Source organism: Myceligenerans indicum (assembly GCF_016742955.1).
In the GTDB taxonomy this organism is placed as follows: domain Bacteria; phylum Actinomycetota; class Actinomycetes; order Actinomycetales; family Cellulomonadaceae; genus Myceligenerans; species Myceligenerans indicum.
Genome location: NZ_JABBYC010000046.1, coordinates 21,524 through 36,947 on the forward strand (window position 1 = coordinate 21,524; position 15,424 = coordinate 36,947).

15 protein-coding genes are annotated in these 15,424 nt (G+C 70.2%); 1 reads left to right on the forward strand and 14 read right to left on the reverse strand.

The annotated features are described in order from the left end of the window. Positions 1-76: 76 nt before the first annotated feature. The 7 genes from pstB to HGK34_RS18125 all read right to left on the reverse strand — a co-directional run bounded on the left by pstB (position 77) and on the right by HGK34_RS18125 (position 7,601). The gene (gene pstB, locus HGK34_RS18095) at positions 77-856 is read right to left on the reverse strand and encodes a phosphate ABC transporter ATP-binding protein PstB (protein ID WP_201849987.1); all 780 of its coding nucleotides are present in this window, start codon (positions 854-856) and stop codon (positions 77-79) included. A 43-nt stretch (positions 857-899) separates the two neighbouring features. Beyond that, positions 900-1,850 carry a phosphate ABC transporter permease PstA gene (gene pstA, locus HGK34_RS18100; protein WP_201849988.1) on the reverse strand — a complete coding sequence of 317 codons (951 nt, stop codon included), beginning with the start codon at positions 1,848-1,850 and terminating at the stop codon, positions 900-902. Next, the gene (pstC, locus tag HGK34_RS18105) at positions 1,850-2,860 is read right to left on the reverse strand and encodes a phosphate ABC transporter permease subunit PstC (protein WP_201849989.1); all 1,011 of its coding nucleotides are present in this window, start codon (positions 2,858-2,860) and stop codon (positions 1,850-1,852) included. The genes pstA and pstC overlap by 1 nt, the downstream gene beginning before the upstream one ends. A 130-nt stretch (positions 2,861-2,990) precedes the next feature. Beyond that, positions 2,991-4,103: a phosphate ABC transporter substrate-binding protein PstS gene (locus tag HGK34_RS18110; protein ID WP_307816073.1), complete on the reverse strand. Its 1,113-nt coding sequence runs from the start codon at positions 4,101-4,103 to the stop codon at positions 2,991-2,993. A gap of 297 nt (positions 4,104-4,400) precedes the next feature. Further along, positions 4,401-5,495: a phosphate ABC transporter substrate-binding protein PstS gene (gene pstS / locus HGK34_RS18115; protein WP_201849991.1), complete on the reverse strand. Its 1,095-nt coding sequence runs from the start codon at positions 5,493-5,495 to the stop codon at positions 4,401-4,403. 181 nt (positions 5,496-5,676) lie between these two features. Next, positions 5,677-6,375: a response regulator gene (locus HGK34_RS18120; RefSeq protein WP_201849992.1), complete on the reverse strand. Its 699-nt coding sequence runs from the start codon at positions 6,373-6,375 to the stop codon at positions 5,677-5,679. After that, positions 6,372-7,601, reverse strand: a complete 1,230-nt coding sequence (locus HGK34_RS18125) for a sensor histidine kinase (RefSeq protein ID WP_201849994.1) — start codon at positions 7,599-7,601, stop codon at positions 6,372-6,374. Before HGK34_RS18125 ends, HGK34_RS18120 begins: the two co-directional genes overlap by 4 nt. A gap of 211 nt (positions 7,602-7,812) precedes the next feature. On the opposite strand from HGK34_RS18125, the gene phoU reads away from it, so the two are divergent. After that, positions 7,813-8,469, forward strand: coding sequence for a phosphate signaling complex protein PhoU (gene phoU / locus HGK34_RS18130; RefSeq protein WP_201849995.1), 657 nt, complete (start codon positions 7,813-7,815; stop codon positions 8,467-8,469). A 173-nt stretch (positions 8,470-8,642) separates the two neighbouring features. On the opposite strand, the gene HGK34_RS18135 is transcribed toward phoU, so the two are convergent. The 7 genes from HGK34_RS18135 to nadC all read right to left on the reverse strand — a co-directional run bounded on the left by HGK34_RS18135 (position 8,643) and on the right by nadC (position 15,403). Beyond that, on the reverse strand, positions 8,643-9,380 hold the full coding sequence (locus HGK34_RS18135; RefSeq protein ID WP_201849996.1) for a phosphoglyceromutase: 738 nt from the start codon (positions 9,378-9,380) through the stop codon (positions 8,643-8,645). Beyond that, positions 9,377-10,870: a glycosyltransferase gene (locus HGK34_RS18140; protein ID WP_201849997.1), complete on the reverse strand. Its 1,494-nt coding sequence runs from the start codon at positions 10,868-10,870 to the stop codon at positions 9,377-9,379. Before HGK34_RS18140 ends, HGK34_RS18135 begins: the two co-directional genes overlap by 4 nt. After that, on the reverse strand, positions 10,870-12,000 hold the full coding sequence (locus HGK34_RS18145) for a lactonase family protein (RefSeq protein WP_201849998.1): 1,131 nt from the start codon (positions 11,998-12,000) through the stop codon (positions 10,870-10,872). The genes HGK34_RS18140 and HGK34_RS18145 overlap by 1 nt, the downstream gene beginning before the upstream one ends. 86 nt (positions 12,001-12,086) lie before the next feature. After that, entirely contained in the window at positions 12,087-12,413 is a 327-nt protein-coding gene (locus HGK34_RS18150) for a histone-like nucleoid-structuring protein Lsr2 (protein ID WP_201849999.1), read from the reverse strand. A gap of 190 nt (positions 12,414-12,603) precedes the next feature. Then, positions 12,604-12,819, reverse strand: coding sequence for a hypothetical protein (locus HGK34_RS18155; RefSeq protein WP_201850009.1), 216 nt, complete (start codon positions 12,817-12,819; stop codon positions 12,604-12,606). A gap of 25 nt (positions 12,820-12,844) precedes the next feature. Beyond that, positions 12,845-14,365: a lysine--tRNA ligase gene (lysS, locus tag HGK34_RS18160; RefSeq protein WP_201850000.1), complete on the reverse strand. Its 1,521-nt coding sequence runs from the start codon at positions 14,363-14,365 to the stop codon at positions 12,845-12,847. Positions 14,366-14,470: 105 nt separating this feature from the next. Further along, positions 14,471-15,403 carry a carboxylating nicotinate-nucleotide diphosphorylase gene (nadC, locus tag HGK34_RS18165; RefSeq protein ID WP_201850007.1) on the reverse strand — a complete coding sequence of 311 codons (933 nt, stop codon included), beginning with the start codon at positions 15,401-15,403 and terminating at the stop codon, positions 14,471-14,473. Between the last annotated feature and the right edge of the window lie 21 nt (positions 15,404-15,424).

Below are 15,424 nucleotides of genomic sequence, written 5' to 3' on the forward strand. Positions count from 1 at the left end.
AGGGGGCTCGGCGGGCTCGGCCAACTGGCCTCGAGCCCGCCGAGCCCCCTCGGCGTTCATGCGTCGTCGGGAATGATCAGCCGAAGCGGCCGGACACGTAGTCCTCCGTGTCCTTCTCCCGGGGCGACGAGAAGATGGTCGCGGTGTCGTCCATCTCGATGAGCTTGCCCGGCTTGCCGGTGCCGGCGATGTTGAAGAACGCCGTCCTGTCGCTCACGCGGGCAGCCTGCTGCATGTTGTGCGTGACGATGACGATCGTGTAGTCCTTCTTCAGCTCCTGGATCAGGTCCTCGATCGCGAGCGTGGAGATCGGGTCCAGTGCGGAGCACGGCTCGTCCATGAGGACGACCTCGGGCCTCACCGCGATGGTGCGGGCGATGCACAGCCGCTGCTGCTGGCCGCCCGAGAGCCCGGAGCCGGGCTTGTCCAGGCGGTCCTTGACCTCGCTCCAGAGGTTGGCACCCCGCAGGGAGGATTCCACGAGCTCGTCGGCGTCGGACTTGCTGATCCGGCGATTGTTCAGCTTGACGCCGGCCAGGACGTTGTCCCGGATCGACATCGTGGGGAACGGGTTGGGCCGCTGGAAAACCATGCCGATGGTGCGGCGCACCGCCACCGGGTCGACGTCCGGACCGTAGAGATCGACGCCCTCGAGCTCGACCTTGCCCTCTACGTGGGCGCCGGGGACGACCTCGTGCATGCGGTTGAGCGTGCGCAGGAATGTCGTCTTGCCACATCCCGACGGGCCGATGAAGGCCGTCACGGAACGAGGCTCGATGGTCATCGAGACGCTCTCGACCGCTCGGAAGTCTCCGTAGTAGATGTTGACGTCCTTGGCGTCGATGCGCTTTGACATGGGTGAGTTCCTTCTGTGTGCGCTGAGTGCGGGGACCTGCGCGTCAGCGCAGCTTGGGGGCGAACCACCGGTTGACGAGGCGCCCGACGATGTTGAGGAGCATAACGATCGCGATCAGGGTGAGAGCGGCGCCCCAGGCGTTCTGGAAGGCGATGTCCGTGACGCAGCCCAGATCCCCCTCGCGGCACGGTGCGTTGCCCTGGCTGTACTCACGGTAGGCGAACACCGGGAGCGTCATCATCCTGCCGTCGAACGGGTTGACGTTGAACGAGTCGGTGACGCCCACGGCGATCAGCAGCGGCGCCGTCTCACCGATCACCCGGGCCACCGCGAGCAGCACACCCGTGGTCAGCCCCGCGACCGAGGTGCGCAGCACCACGCGGAGGATGGTGAGCCACTTGGGCACGCCGAGCGCGTAGGACGCCTCGCGCAGCTCGTTGGGGACGAGCTTGAGCATCTCCTCGCTCGACCGCACGACCACCGGGATCATCAGGACGGAGAGTGCCACCGCACCCATCACGCCGATGCGTGCGCCCGGACCGAGGATCAGTGTGAACAGCGCGACGACGAACAGTCCCGCGACGATCGACGGAATACCGGTCATGACGTCGACGAAGAACGTCACCGCGCGGGCGAGCGGACCGCGCCCGTACTCCACGAGATAGATCGCGGTCAGCACACCGACCGGCACGGAGATGAGTGCCGCGAACCCGGTGATGATCAGCGTGCCCACGATGGCGTGATAGATGCCGCCGCCCGGGTCACCGGGGAACACGTTCCGCATGGACAGCGTGAGGAAGTCGATGCTCATGCGCCCGATACCGTTGCCGAGCACCGTCCACAGGAGCGAGACGAGCGGGGCCAGCGCGAGGGCGAAGCAGAACCAGATGACGACGGTCATCATCCGATCCACGTTCTTGCGGCGCTGTCCGGAGGCGGTCAGCATCTCCTTGGTCTGCTGCATCGCCTCCGCGGCGGAGATCGTCGTGTTCATCAGTTCGCTCCCGAGAATTCCTTGCGGCGTGCGACGATCCACCGCGCGAGCATGTTGACCGCCAGCGTGATCACGAAGAGCGCCAGACCGGTCGCGATGAGCGTGTTCACCGCGAGCCCCGATGCCTCGGGGAAGTCGTTGGCGATGTAGGCGGCGATGGTCTGGTGGTTGCCGGCCTCCAGCAGGTGCAGGGAGTAGGTGAAGCCCGGCGACAGGATCATCAGCACCGCCATGGTCTCACCGAGCGCACGTCCCAGACCGAGCATCGCGGCAGAGATCACACCGGACCTGCCGAACGGGAGCACCGCGGTGCGCACCATCTCCCAGCGCGTGGCGCCGAGAGCGAGTGCCGCCTCCTCGTGCAGCTTCGGCGTCTGCAGGAAGACCTCGCGGGAGACCGCGGTGATGATCGGCAGAACCATGACGGCGAGGACGACGGCGACGGTGGCGATGGACTTGCCGGTCGCCGACACCTTCCCGGCGAAGAGCGGGAACCAGGAGGCGTTCTCGCCGAGCCAGAACCACACCGGCTTGAGGACCGGAGCGAGCACCAGGAAGCCCCACAGGCCGTAGATGACCGAGGGGATGGCGGCCAGCAGGTCGACCAGGTAGCCCAGGCCCTGCGCGAGCCGGCGCGGCGCGTAGTGGGAGATGAACAGCGCGATGCCCATCCCCACCGGGGTGGCGAGCAGGAGGGCGAGCACCGCGGCGAGCAGCGTGCCGAAGACCAGCGGCCCCACGTAGGCGACCAGGGACGTGTCATCCGGGTAGCGCGGGACCGAGTCGGCGAGTTCGGCCGGAGTCGCCGTGATCGCCGGCCAGCCGCGCGCGATCAGGAACAGGGCGACCGCGGCGAGCACGGCCAGGATGAGCGCACCCGCGCCGGTCGCGATCCATCGGAAGATCCGGCTGAAACCGCGCTCCGTGTCGCCGCTCGCACGGCGCCGGACCACGCGGCCTCGTGGCCCAGGGGGCGCCTCACCGGACGGCGGGCTGTCCGTGATAGTCACTTCTGCTCCTCAGGAGACTGATCTGGTCGGGGTCAAGTATTCACGAACGACGCCGGTAGCCTGTCCAGGCCCCCTCAAGTCGGCCTGGACCGGCCACCGGCGCCGGTGATGAGTCTCGGCTCGCCGCGCGTCAGCCGGCGGTGATCGCCTCGATCTCGGGGGCGATCTCGCCGATCAGCGCGGACGAGATCGGCGCGGAGCCGGCCTGGTCGGACGCCTCCTGCTGCCCCTCCTCGCTCATCACGTGGCCGAGGAAGCCCTTGACCAGCGCGGCGGTGGCCTCGTCCTCGTAGGTGGCGCAGGCCATCTGGTACGAGACCAGCACGATGGGGTAGGTGCCGGCGAGGTCACGCTGCAGGTCGTACACGAACACGGTGTCCGCCGTGCCCTCGACGCGCGGGGACTGCTCCACGACCGCGGCGGCCGCCTCGGCGCTGTACGGGACGAAGTCGTCGCCCACACCGACGGCAATCGTACCGAGGCCGGCGACCTGGGAGGCGTCCGCGTAGGTGATGGTCCCGTCACCGGCCTCAGCGGCGTTCACGACGCCGGAGGTGCCCTGGGCCGACTCCTGGCCCTCGACCGGCCACACGCCCTCGACCTCGAAGTCCCACACGTCCGGGACCACGGTGTTCAGGTACGAGGTGAAGTTTTCGGTGGTTCCCGAGTCGTCGGACCGGTGCACCACGGTGATGTCCGTGTCGGGGAGGTCGACACCCTCGTTGTCGGCAGCGATCGCCTTGTCGTTCCACTTGGTGATGTCGCCCTTGAAGACCTTCGCGATCGTCTCCGGGGACAGGTTGAGCTCGTCGACGCCCTCCAGGTTGAAGGCGACGGCGATGGGGCTGATGTACGCCGGGTACTCGAGCACCGAGCCCTCGCCGCAGATCGCCTCCGCGGCGGCCATCTCGTCGTCGTCGAGCGCGGCGTCGGAACCGGCGAACGGGAAGGCACCGGAGGTGAAGTTCTCGCGGCCACCGCCCGAGCCGATCGGGTCGTAGTTGACCGTGGCGTCCGGGTTCTCGCTCTGGAAGGTCGCGCGCCATGCCTCCATCGCGACCTCCTGCGTCGAGGCGCCGCCGCCGCTGAGCTCACCGGAGAGAGACATGCCGCCATCCGTGGTCTCGTCACCGGTGGCGTCGCCGGTGCTCTCGTTCGCCGGGGCGCATGCGGCGAGGGTCAGCGCGAGCGCGCCGACCATGGCGGCGGAGGAACCAGCACGGGTAAATCGGCTGAGCTTCACGTGTCTTTCCATCCTCTTCAAAAAGTCTGGGTCGGACGCCGGCAACCGCTGACGTCGACTGCGACGCTAGGGAGGCGGGATGACCTGACGCCCAGGAGAGAATGAACGGAAGATGAACAGTCGCGGGAGACGTACGTGAAGTCGGCCACTCGTGTTGCCACCTCCCGACAACGGCCGGACCATGATCGACTACGGATTTCATCCACCTGATCACCCGCTCACGTGCGCCCCACGCACCCCGAACCCGCCGACATGCCAGGCTCACGTCCCGTCGACCACGTCGACACACTGCCGGAGCTAGCCGAGATAGATGGACTTGGCCGCCTCCGCGACCTTGCGCTGCACGAAGCCGGAGACCGGCGCGCTGCCTGCCGCCTCCGCGGCGCGCTGCTGCCCCTGTGCCGACGAGACGTAGGTGAGGAACGACTTCACGAACCGCCCGGTGGGCTTGTCCGCGTACCGGGAGCACACGATCGCGTACGACACGAGAACCAGCGGGTACGCGTAGCTCTCCCGGGTCTTGCGGTCGATCTCGTAGGCGAGGTCGTACTTGGTGCGCCCCTCGACGATCCGCGAGACGTCGAGGGCCGACGCGGCCGCCTCGGGCGTGAACGGGACGAACTCCTCGCCCACCTGGACGGCGGCGTTGCCCAGCTCCGCCGTCCGCGACGCGTCGGCGTACGTGACCGCTCCCTCGTGCTGCCGGACGTAGTCCGTGACGCCGTCCGTGCCCTCACCCGTCTGCCCGCCGTCCAGGGGCCAGACGCCGTCCGCGTCGTGCGGCCAGTGCTCCGGCGTGACCTGGGACAGGTAGTCCGTGAAGTTCTCCGTGGTCCCGGAGTCGTCGGCGCGGTGCACCGGGACGATGGGGATGGAGGGGAGGTCGACGTCCGGGTTGTCGACGGCGATCGCGGCGTCGTCCCACCGGGTGATCCCGCCGGAGAAGATCTTCGCGATGACCTCCGCACGGAGGTTGAGGCTCTTGATGCCCTCGAGGTTGAAGGCCACGGAGATCGGGCTGACGTACACGGGCAGGTCGATCCCGTTGCCACCCGCGCACGCCTCGGCCGAGGCGGCGAGCTCGTCCTGGGACAGCACGGCGTCCGATCCGGCAAAGGCCACCTTCCCGGCGAGGAACTCCGCCCTGCCGCTTCCCGATCCGATGGCGTCGTAGGAGATCTCGACGTCCGGGTGCTCTGCGGCATACCCCTCGATCCACGCCGCCATGGCTTTCTCCTGCGCGGAGGAACCGGATCCCGCGAACGATCCCGCTACCTCGACCGCGGCGGGCGGCACGTAGGTGCTACCGATGAGCTGGCCGCATCCGGCGAGCGGGAGGACGAGGGCGCCCACGACGACGGGCGCGATGTAACGGCTGCTGGGGAGGGTCATGTCCGACGACGCTAGGGACGCCCGGTGACCACCAGGACAGGCGAATGCGAACGCAAGGTGAACACGGGCGGTGATCCGCTGCACACTCCCGCCACGGCCCCCGGGAACGTCCGCCGCCGGAGTCGGCAAGGCCGCGCGGTGCGCTGTCGCCGCAGCTCACCACGCGGCCCGCGCGCGTCGCCTACTCCTCGGTGTCCGCGAGCTTGTATCCCAGGCCGCGGACCGTGAGAAGGAACCGCGGCGAGCCCGGGTCGGGTTCGATCTTCGAGCGGATGCGCTTCACGTGGACGTCCAGCGTCTTGGTGTCGCCCACGTAGTCGGCGCCCCAGACGCGGTCGATGAGCTGTCCGCGCGTGAGCACCCGCCCCGCGTTGCGCAGGAGCAGTTCGAGCAGGTCGAACTCCTTGAGCGGCAGGGAGACGGCCTCGCCGTTCACGGTCACCGTGTGCCGCTCGACGTCCATCGTGACCGGACCCGCGGCCAGGACGCCGGACGTGTCGTCCGCCGTCTGCTCGACGGGCTGACGACGGCGCAGCACCGCCCGCATCCGCGCGAGCAGCTCGCGGAACGAGTAGGGCTTGGTCACGTAGTCGTCGGCACCGAGCTCCAGCCCGACCACCTTGTCGATCTCGGAGTCCTTCGCGGTCAGCATGATGACCGGCACGTCGCCGCGAGCGCGCAGCTCCCGGCACACCTCCGTGCCGGACAGGCCAGGGAGCATCAGGTCGAGCAGCACCAGGTCGGCCCCGTCGGCGTCGTAGGCGGCCAGTGCGTCGTTTCCGTCCGCCGCCTCGACCACCTCGAAGCCCTCGCGGGCGAGCTGGTAGGTCAACGGGTCGCGGTACGACTCCTCGTCCTCGACCACCAGGATGCGCGTCACGCGCCTACCTCCTCGTTCGTCGCCGCCGGGTCCGTCCCGGCTCTCACATCACCGGCCGCGGGCCTCGCCCCCGGCTCGGTCGTCGGTGCGTCGGCGTTCGCGCCGGCGGACGGGATCCGCAGGGTGAACGTCGACCCGCGTCCGGGCTCCGACCACATCGTGACGTCGCCGCCGTGGTCGGCCGCGACGTGCTTGACGATGCTCAGCCCGAGCCCCGTGCCGCCGGTGTCGCGAGAGCGCGCCGGGTCGACCCGGTAGAAGCGCTCGAACACGCGGTCCTGCATGCTCTCGTCGATCCCGACGCCCTGGTCCACCACGGCGATCTCCACCAGTCCGCGGCGTTCCGTCACACCCACGCCGACGCGGGTGGCGGGGCCGGAATAGGCGACGGCGTTGTCGAGCAGGTTCCGCACGGCGGTGACCAGGAGGTTGTGGTCGCCGTACACGACGCTGTCGAGCGCCCCGCCGGAGGTGATGGCGATGTTCTTGGCGTGCGCGGCGGTCCGGGCCCGGTCGACGGCCTCGTCGACGACTGCCCGCACCGACACCGGCGTGTCCTTCTGCGCCGCGCCCTGGGACTGGAGCCGTGACAGCTCGATGATCTCCTGCACGAGCTCGGACAGACGCTGTGCCTCCCGGTGCATGCGCTCGGTGAACCGTCGTACGGCGACCGGGTCGTCGGCGGCGTCGGCCACCGTCTCGGCGAGCAGGGCGAGCGCGCCCACGGGAGTCTTGAGCTCGTGCGAGACGTTGACCACGAAGTCGCGGCGGATGGCCTCGACGCGGGCCGCCTCGGTGCGGTCCTCGGCGAGCACGAGCATGCGGTTGCCCAGCGGGGCGACACGCACCTGGAGCAGCACGGTGCCGCTCCCCACCGGGCCGCGCGGCAGCTCGAGCTCCTGCTCGCGGATCATCCCGTCGCGGCGCACCTGCGCCACCATGTCCCGGATCGCCGCGTGCGCGATCGCGTCGTTGCGCACCACGTTCAGCGCGTACGCGGGAGGCGAGGCGCGGATCACCTCGTCCTCGTCGTCCACGACCACCGCGGCGGAGCGCAGGACGGACAGCACGCGAACGAGCCCGTCGTCGAGCTCGGCGGCCGGTGCCTCCGGCCCTCCGTGCTGGCGCCGGTCGGAGATGCGGAACGCGAGCGTGGCGACGACGCCGACGACCGCGCCGACGATGCCGGCGCCGAGCACCGGGACCCCCTGGATGAATCCGTCCACGCACCCAGCCTAGGCAGGTCCGCCGCGGATACCCGCCAGGCAGCCGACTGGCCCGATTGACGTCACCAGGAGTTCATCCCGCGACAGGAAGCCGTTAACCTGAGAGTTTACGTTCGGGTGCGACGCTAGGCGTCGCGCCGGACGAGCCGGCCGGCGTCGCGCCAACACGGCCAGCCCGCTATGCACGGCGCACTCCTGTGGAAGGAAAGCAATGCGACAGATCTTCGAGGCCGAGCTGCGACAGGTCGGCGACGACCTTGCCGAGATGAGCCGACTCGTCGAGTCGGCGGTCAGCAAGGCCGGCAAGGCTCTGCTGGAGGCCGACCTGCAGCTTGCGCAGGAGGTGATCGCCTCCGACAAGACCATCGACCAGCTCGAGGCGTCCCTCGACGAGCGCTGCGTGCACATCCTGGCTCAGCAGGCGCCGGTGGCGACGGACCTGCGCATCATCGTCAGCGCCCTACGCATGAGTGCGTCGCTGGAGCGCATGGGCGACCTGGCCCGTCATGTGGCCCAGGTGGCTCGGGGCCGCTACCCCGCCAAGGCGATCGTCCCCGGGGCAACGGACATCTTTGCTCGTATGGACCAGGCCGCGGTGCGCGTGGCCGAGCGGACCACCCGTCTCCTGGAGACGCACGACCTCGAGGTCGCGCAGGCCATCGAGCGGGACGACGACCTGCTGGACGAACTGCACCAGGAGACGTTCAGCGCCCTGCTCGGCGAGAGCTGGGAAGGCACGGTCCAGGAGGCGGTCGACATCACCCTGGTGGGCCGCTACTACGAGCGCTTCGGCGACCACGGCGTGTCCATCGCCAAGCGTGTCTCCTTCCTGGTCACGGGCGACTTCCCCGAGGACCACCTGGAGTGACGGCGCTCGGCCGGACCGGCTCGTCCCGCAGGTGAGCGACACCGGACCGGCTGCCCGGCGATCCCGGTCCTCGGGATGCCGGACAGCCGGTCCGGTGCTGCCGCTCCGGTGACGGCCCTCGCTCAGGGCGCCCGGGGCGAGCCTCTACCTCGGCCCGCGCCCCGCGCCGCCTGTCAGCGGCCCTGGTTCGCGACGGCCGCGATGGCGTCCTTGGCGGCGTCCGGGTCGAGGTAGGTGCCGCCCGGGGTGACCGGCTTCAGCGACTCGTCCAGCTCGTAGACCAGCGGGATGCCCGTGGGGATGTTGAGGCCGGCGATCGCCTCGTCCGAGACTCCGTCAAGGTGCTTGACCAGCGCGCGCAGCGAGTTGCCGTGCGCGGCCACGAGAACGGTCTTCCCGTCCCGCAGGTCCGGGACGATCGCGTCCTCCCAGTACGGGAGCGCCCGCTCCAGCACGTTCTTCAGCGCCTCGGTGCGCACCACGGGAGCACTCTCGTAGCGCGGGTCGGCGTCCTGGCTGTACTCGGAGCCCAGCTCGATCTCCGGCGGCGGCACGTCGTACGACCGGCGCCACGTCATGAACTGCTCCTCGCCGAACTCCGCGAGGGTCTCCTTCTTGTTCTTGCCCTGCAGGGCGCCGTAGTGCCGCTCGTTGAGCCGCCAGCTGCGCCTGACCGGGATCCAGTGGCGATCCGCGGCGTCCAGCGCGAGGTTCGCGGTCATGATCGCGCGGCGGAGCAGCGACGTGTGCACGACGTCCGGCTTCACGTCCGCCTCGACCAGCAGCGCACCACCGCGCTTGGCCTCCTCGGTGCCCTTCTCGGACAGGGCGACGTCCACCCAGCCGGTGAACAGGTTCTTGGCATTCCACTCGCTCTCGCCGTGGCGGAGCAGGACGAGCTTGTAGGTCATGGCCCCATCCTGCCCGACTCGGCGTGGTGCTTGCGTGCCGTCTCGTAGACGCCCAGCATCTCCTCGGCCGCGTGGTCCCAGCCGAATCGGGCTGCCGAGGCGGCCGCTGCGCACGCCATCCGGGCACGACGGCGGTCGTCCGCGAGCAGGTCGTGCAGCGCCCGCGCCCAGGCGACGGGGTCGTGGCCGTGCACGAGGACCCCGGACTCGCCGTCGGCCACCACCGTGCGCAGGCCGCCGACGGCGGCGGCGACCACGGGCGTGCCCGAGGCCAGCGCTTCCGCGGCCACCAGCCCGAACGACTCGTTGTGCGACGGAACGGCCACGAGGTCCGCCGCACGGAACCAGTCCACGAGCTCCGTCTGGGGTAGCGGCGGCCGCACCAGGACGTCGTCGGTCACGCCCTCCTGCCAGGCGAGCGCCTGGAGCTCGCGCACGGCCGTGGCCTTGCCGCTCGACCCGCCGAGGACGACCAGCAGCGGACGCGGTGCGCCGTCCGGGGCGAGCCCGTCCTCGGCCGCCCCGCTTCCCTCGGTCGCCGGAGGCGGGGCCTCCGTGCCGGTCCTCGACGCTGCCGTGGCGGTCGACGCCGGCACCGTCGGCGTCGGCGTCGGCGTCGGCGTCGGCGTCGGCCAGGCTCCCAGGGCGCGCACCAGGACGTCCGGACCCTTCAGGATCTGGATCCGGCCGGCGAACAGCACCACCTGCCGGTCCAAGGGCAGCCCGAGGCGGGCGCGCAGGGCACGCCGGGCCTCGGCGGTCGAGGAGTCCGTCTCGAGGCAGTCGCCGGCCGCGGTGGCTGCGGTGACGTCCGCGCCCGTGGTGGTGTCCTCGTTCGCGGCGCGTACTGCGGTCCGGCCGGGCACCGGCCCGAGCGGCGCGAACACCCGGGTGTCGACACCGGGCGGGACCACGTGCACGCGGGACGGGTCGGCGGCGTACTCGGTCACGAGGTCCTCCGCCTCCTGCTCCGTGTTGGCCACGAGCGCGTCCGCCTCGGCGACGACCTGCTCCTCACCCACGACACGCCCCATCGGCTCCGGGGTGTCGCCGGGGGCGAGCGCCGCGTTCTTGACGCGGGCCATGGTGTGCATGGAGTGCACCAGGGGAACGTCCCAGCGCTCGGTGGCGAGCCAGCCCACCTGTCCGGACAGCCAGTAGTGGGTGTGGACGACGTCGTACCAGTCCACCGGACGGTGCGCCTCGGCCCGGAGCACACCGGCCGCGAAAGCGCAGAGCTGACCGGGCAGATCGTTCTTGTCCAGGCCTTCGAAGGGTCCGGCGGGAATGTGCACCACCTTGATCCCCGGTTCGGCGTCGACGACCTTGGGCTGCGCCGACGACGTCGCCCGCGTGTAGATCTCGACCTCGGCACCGCGCCGTGCCAGCGCCCTCGACAGTTCCAGCACGTACACGTTCATGCCGCCCGCGTCGCCCGCACCCGGCTGCTCGAGCGGCGAGGTGTGCACGGAGATCATCGCGACGCGCATCAGGACACCAGCACGCAGGCCGGCGGGACCGGGAACGGGCGCCGCGCCACGACCTCCCCCTCGCCGGACGCCAGGTCCACGGTCACCGAGATCAGTTCGCTCGTGTTCTGCGCGGCCACCACGATCAGGTCGTGCGCGGGCGAGGAGTCGTCCTGGCCGCCGGGTGCGGCGGGCGTGACGACGGCATGGTGGCGGGGCCAGGCACCGGCGCCGAGCGGCACGTCGCCGACGTGGCGGACGGTCCATCCGGCGAAGCCGTGCTCGACGCGCAGCACGGCCAGGACGTCGGGGCCGCGCACCCCGACGTGGACGTACCGGCCGTCGGGCGAGAGGGTCAGGTGCGACGGGAAGCCCGGGCCGTCGTCCGCACCCCAGGTCGCGTCGGTGACGGGGAAGCTGCCCGCGTGCCGGTACCGGGGAAGACCGTGCGGGCCTACCTCCGGGGCCAGGAGGTGCAGGCGGCAGTCGAGCTCACCGGCAACGAGCAGCGCGCCGTCGGGAAGCTCCACGAGGTGACGCGGGCCCGTCCCCGGCGGCAGCGTCGCGGCGAGTTCGGAGCCTCCGCCGCCGGCGGGGGCTGCCCGGTGGGAGCGCAGTTCGTCGGTGCCGAGGTCGGTGACGAGCGCGGTGCCGCTGTCGCCGCGGACCGGGTGGGCGAAGTGTGCGTGCGGCCCCTGCTGGCGGTCGAGGACGGGACCGGAGCCGTGGTGGCCGAAGGACTCGGGAGCGGCGGCCAGCAGGCCGTCGTCGTCGGTGGGCCAGGTGGAGACGGTGCCGTCGGCGTAGTTGGCGACCCAGACCCGATCGGCGGTGGCCGCGACGTGGCAGGGATCCGCCCCTCCCGAGGAGACCGTGCGGCGTGCGACGAGCGAGTCGGTGCCGACCACGCCGAGGACGGCCAGCGAACCGGGATCCGTCTCACCCACGGCGTACAGCGTCCGCCCGGAGGGGTGCGCGGCGACGAAGGACGGGGACGGAAGCGCGATCGCGCGCCTCTCACCGCTCAGGAGGCCGGTCCTCGTGTCGACGTCGACCCGGAAAACTCCCTCGCCGCTGCCCGGATCGGCACCGGGACGGGGGTAGGTGCCGATCCACAGCGGGCGGGCTCCCGGGGCTTGCTCCGAAGTCATGGGACCAGCCTAGGGCTCGTCCCTGGGCAGGAGGCACAGCGGTGCCGGACGGCAGAGCACCGCGCGAAACCTGCTCACGCGACCTCTCAGGCGTTGGCCTTCTCGTAGGCGGTGACGATCTCCGCCGCGATACGGCCGCGGTCGCTCACCTCGTAACCCTGCGAACGCGCCCACTCGCGGATCGCCGCCGTGTTGTTCGTGCTGCGCGAACGCCGGGAGGAACGCGCTGCCGGCGCCGACTTCGCCTTGCGCGCCGCACCGACCCACGGGCCGAATGCATCGCGCAGCTGAGCCGCGTGCTCCTTGCTCAGATCGATCTCGTAGCTGGTTCCATCGAGGCCGAAACTCACCGTCTCGTCGGCGACGCCGCCATCGATGTCATCCTCGAGCACCAGCTGAACCCTCTGGACCATTGTCCGCACGCCCTTTCATTTCAACAAAAACATCTGGGTGTTGTCGAAATCATGCCGCACGGATGTATCACACGTCAAACAAAGGAGGCGCCGGCACGATTTCGCAGACACAGAAGCTTCACCACGATGCCGCCGGCGGCGCAGGGGCCGGGGAATCGCATCCGGAAATCCTGCGGCCGCGCTTCCCGGCTCAGGGATTCTGGCTGGACACCACGTCGTCGGAGGCGGAATCCGCGGGCGGCGCCGTAGAATCCCCCGCCACCGCCGACGTGCCACCCTCCATGCGCTCAAGGGCACGGCGTTCGTCGCGATCGGCGCGCATGATCTTTCGCATCGCGAACCAGAACAGAACGCCTACACCGATCGACGGCACGAGGCCGGCGATCACCGCACCGAATGTGTTCACCACAGGATCCTCACAATCGCGTCGGTCAGGCCTGCGGCTTGACGAGAGGGAACATGATGGTCTCGCGAATACCGAGACCCGTCAGCGCCATGAGCAGGCGGTCGACACCCATCCCCATCCCGCCGGCCGGGGGCATGGCGATCTCCATGGCCGTGAGGAAATCCTCGTCGACCGGCATCGCGTCCTCGTCCCCGACGGCGGCCATCCGTGCCTGCTGCTCGAAACGCTCCCGCTGGATCACCGGGTCGACGAGCTCGGAGTACCCGGTACCGAGTTCGAAACCACGCACATACAGGTCCCACTTCTCGACGGAACCGGAAATACTCCGGTGTTCCCGGGTGAGTGGCGACGTCTCCACCGGGAAGTCGCGCACGAACGTCGGGGCATACAGCTCGTCCCCGACGTGGTGCTCCCAGAGCGCCTCGACGAGCTTGCCGTGATTCACCTTCTTGGGATCGAGAGAGATCTCCGCCTTGTCCGCGAGCTTGGTCAGGTGTTCAACACCGGTCTCGGGTGTGATCTCCTCACCGACCGCCGCCGACAGCGATCCGTACATCGTGATCTGTGCCCACTCGCCGCCGAGGTCATATTCCTCACCGTTCGCGAGCGTGACCATGGTGCTTCCCAGCACGTCACTCGCGGCCGTCTGCACGAGGTCCTGTGTCAGGGCCCCGATCGTGTCGTAATCGCCGTACGCCTCGTAGGCCTCGATCATCGCGAACTCCGGCGAGTGCGACGAGTCCGCGCCCTCGTTGCGGAAGTTCCGATTGATCTCGAAGACCTTCTCCACTCCGCCGACCATTGCCTTCTTCAGGAACAGCTCCGGGGCGATCCGGAGGAACAGTTCCATGTCATAGGCATTCATATGCGTCGAGAACGGACGCGCCGAGGCGCCTGACGCGACGGTCTGCAGCATCGGGGTCTCCACCTCCAGGAATCCCCGGCGGTGGAAGTTCTCCCGCAGCGAGCGCATCACGCCGGCGCGCAGTCGCACCATGTCACGTGCCGCGGGCCGGGCGATGAGATCCACGTACCGCTGGCGGACGCGAGCCTCCTCCGACAGGTCCTTGTGCAGGACCGGGAGGGGCCGCAGCGCCTTGGCCGCCATGCGCCACTCGTCGGCGAAGACGCTCAGCTCGCCCCGCTTGGAGGCACCCACCCGGCCGTGCACGAAGAGGTGGTCACCCAGGTCGACGTCGGCCTTGAAGTTCGCGAGGCTCTCCTCGCCCACGACCTTCTGGCTCAGCATGGCCTGCAGCCGGTTGCCCTCACCGTCCTGGAGCGCGACGAAGCACAGCTTGCCGGTGTTGCGCAGGAAGACGACGCGCCCGGCGACGCCCACGACGTCGTCGGTCTCCTGGCCGGCCTCCAAGTGGCCGTAGCCGTCCCGGATCTCCTTGACGGTGTGCGTGACCGGGACGTTGACCGGGTAGGCGGCGTCGCCGCGGGCGAGGATCCGCATCCGCTTCTCGCGCCGGACACGGGTCTGCTCGGGCAGGTCGTCGGTCTCGGGCGCGGGATTGCTCGCGGTGGTCTCGGAAGTCACGCTGAGATTCTATCGGCGCGGCACCGGGCCTCACGACGGGTTCCGCGGTGGCGGCCGCCACCACGGGACCGGGGTGCCAGGGATCCCGTCGCCACCCGGCGCCGGTCAGGCCCTCAGGTCGAGCGCGAGATCCAGGATGGGTGCGCTGTGCGTCAGAGCGCCCACGCTCAGGTGGTCGACGCCGGTGCCCGCGACCTCGCGGGCGCGCTCCACCGTCAGGTTTCCCGTGGCCTCGAGCTCGACGTGCGCCGGGACGCCGTCCCGCCCCTCGCGGGCGCGCACCGCCTTCACCGTCTCCGCGAGCACCTGCGTCGGCATGTTGTCCAGCAGGAGGAAGTCCGCCCCCGCGCTGAGTGCCTCGATGGCCTGTGCGGTCGTGTCGGCCTCGACCTGAACGGGCACCTCCGGGAACACCGTACGGACGGCCTTCACCGCGTCCGCGACGGATCCGGCGGCGACGACATGGTTGTCCTTGACCATGGCGACGTCGTACAGGCCCATGCGTTTGTTGGTGCCGCCGCCGGCCCGGACGGCGTACTTCTGCAGGGCGCGCAGGCCTGGCGTGGTCTTGCGGGTGTCGAGCACCGTGGCTCCGGTCCCCTCCAGGGCGCGGGCGAAGGCGCGGGTGGCGGTCGCCACGCCGGAGGCGCGGGAGGCGAGGTTCAGCAGGGTGCGCTCGGCGATCAGGAGCACCTGCGCCGGCCCGGCGACAGTGGCCAGGACCTGGCCGGGTGCGACGTCGTCCCCGTCCCGGGCCTCGAACGCGACCTCCGGGACGCGGAGGTCGAGACGTTCGGCGACCTGGCGGAGCGCCTCAGGGACGACGACGAGCCCGGCGACGGTCCCCGCCTCGCGCGCCACGAGGTCGGCGACCCCGGTGGCGGATCGCGGGATCGTCGCCTGCGTCGTCACGTCGCGCCCGGGCGCAGGCCCGAGATCCTCGTCGAGCGCGACCGCGACGGTGCGCGCGATCCACGCGGGATCGAGCCCGGGCTCGACGAGGGACGGCACACCACGGAAACTGTCTCTTATACACATCTGACGCTGCCGACGATAAGG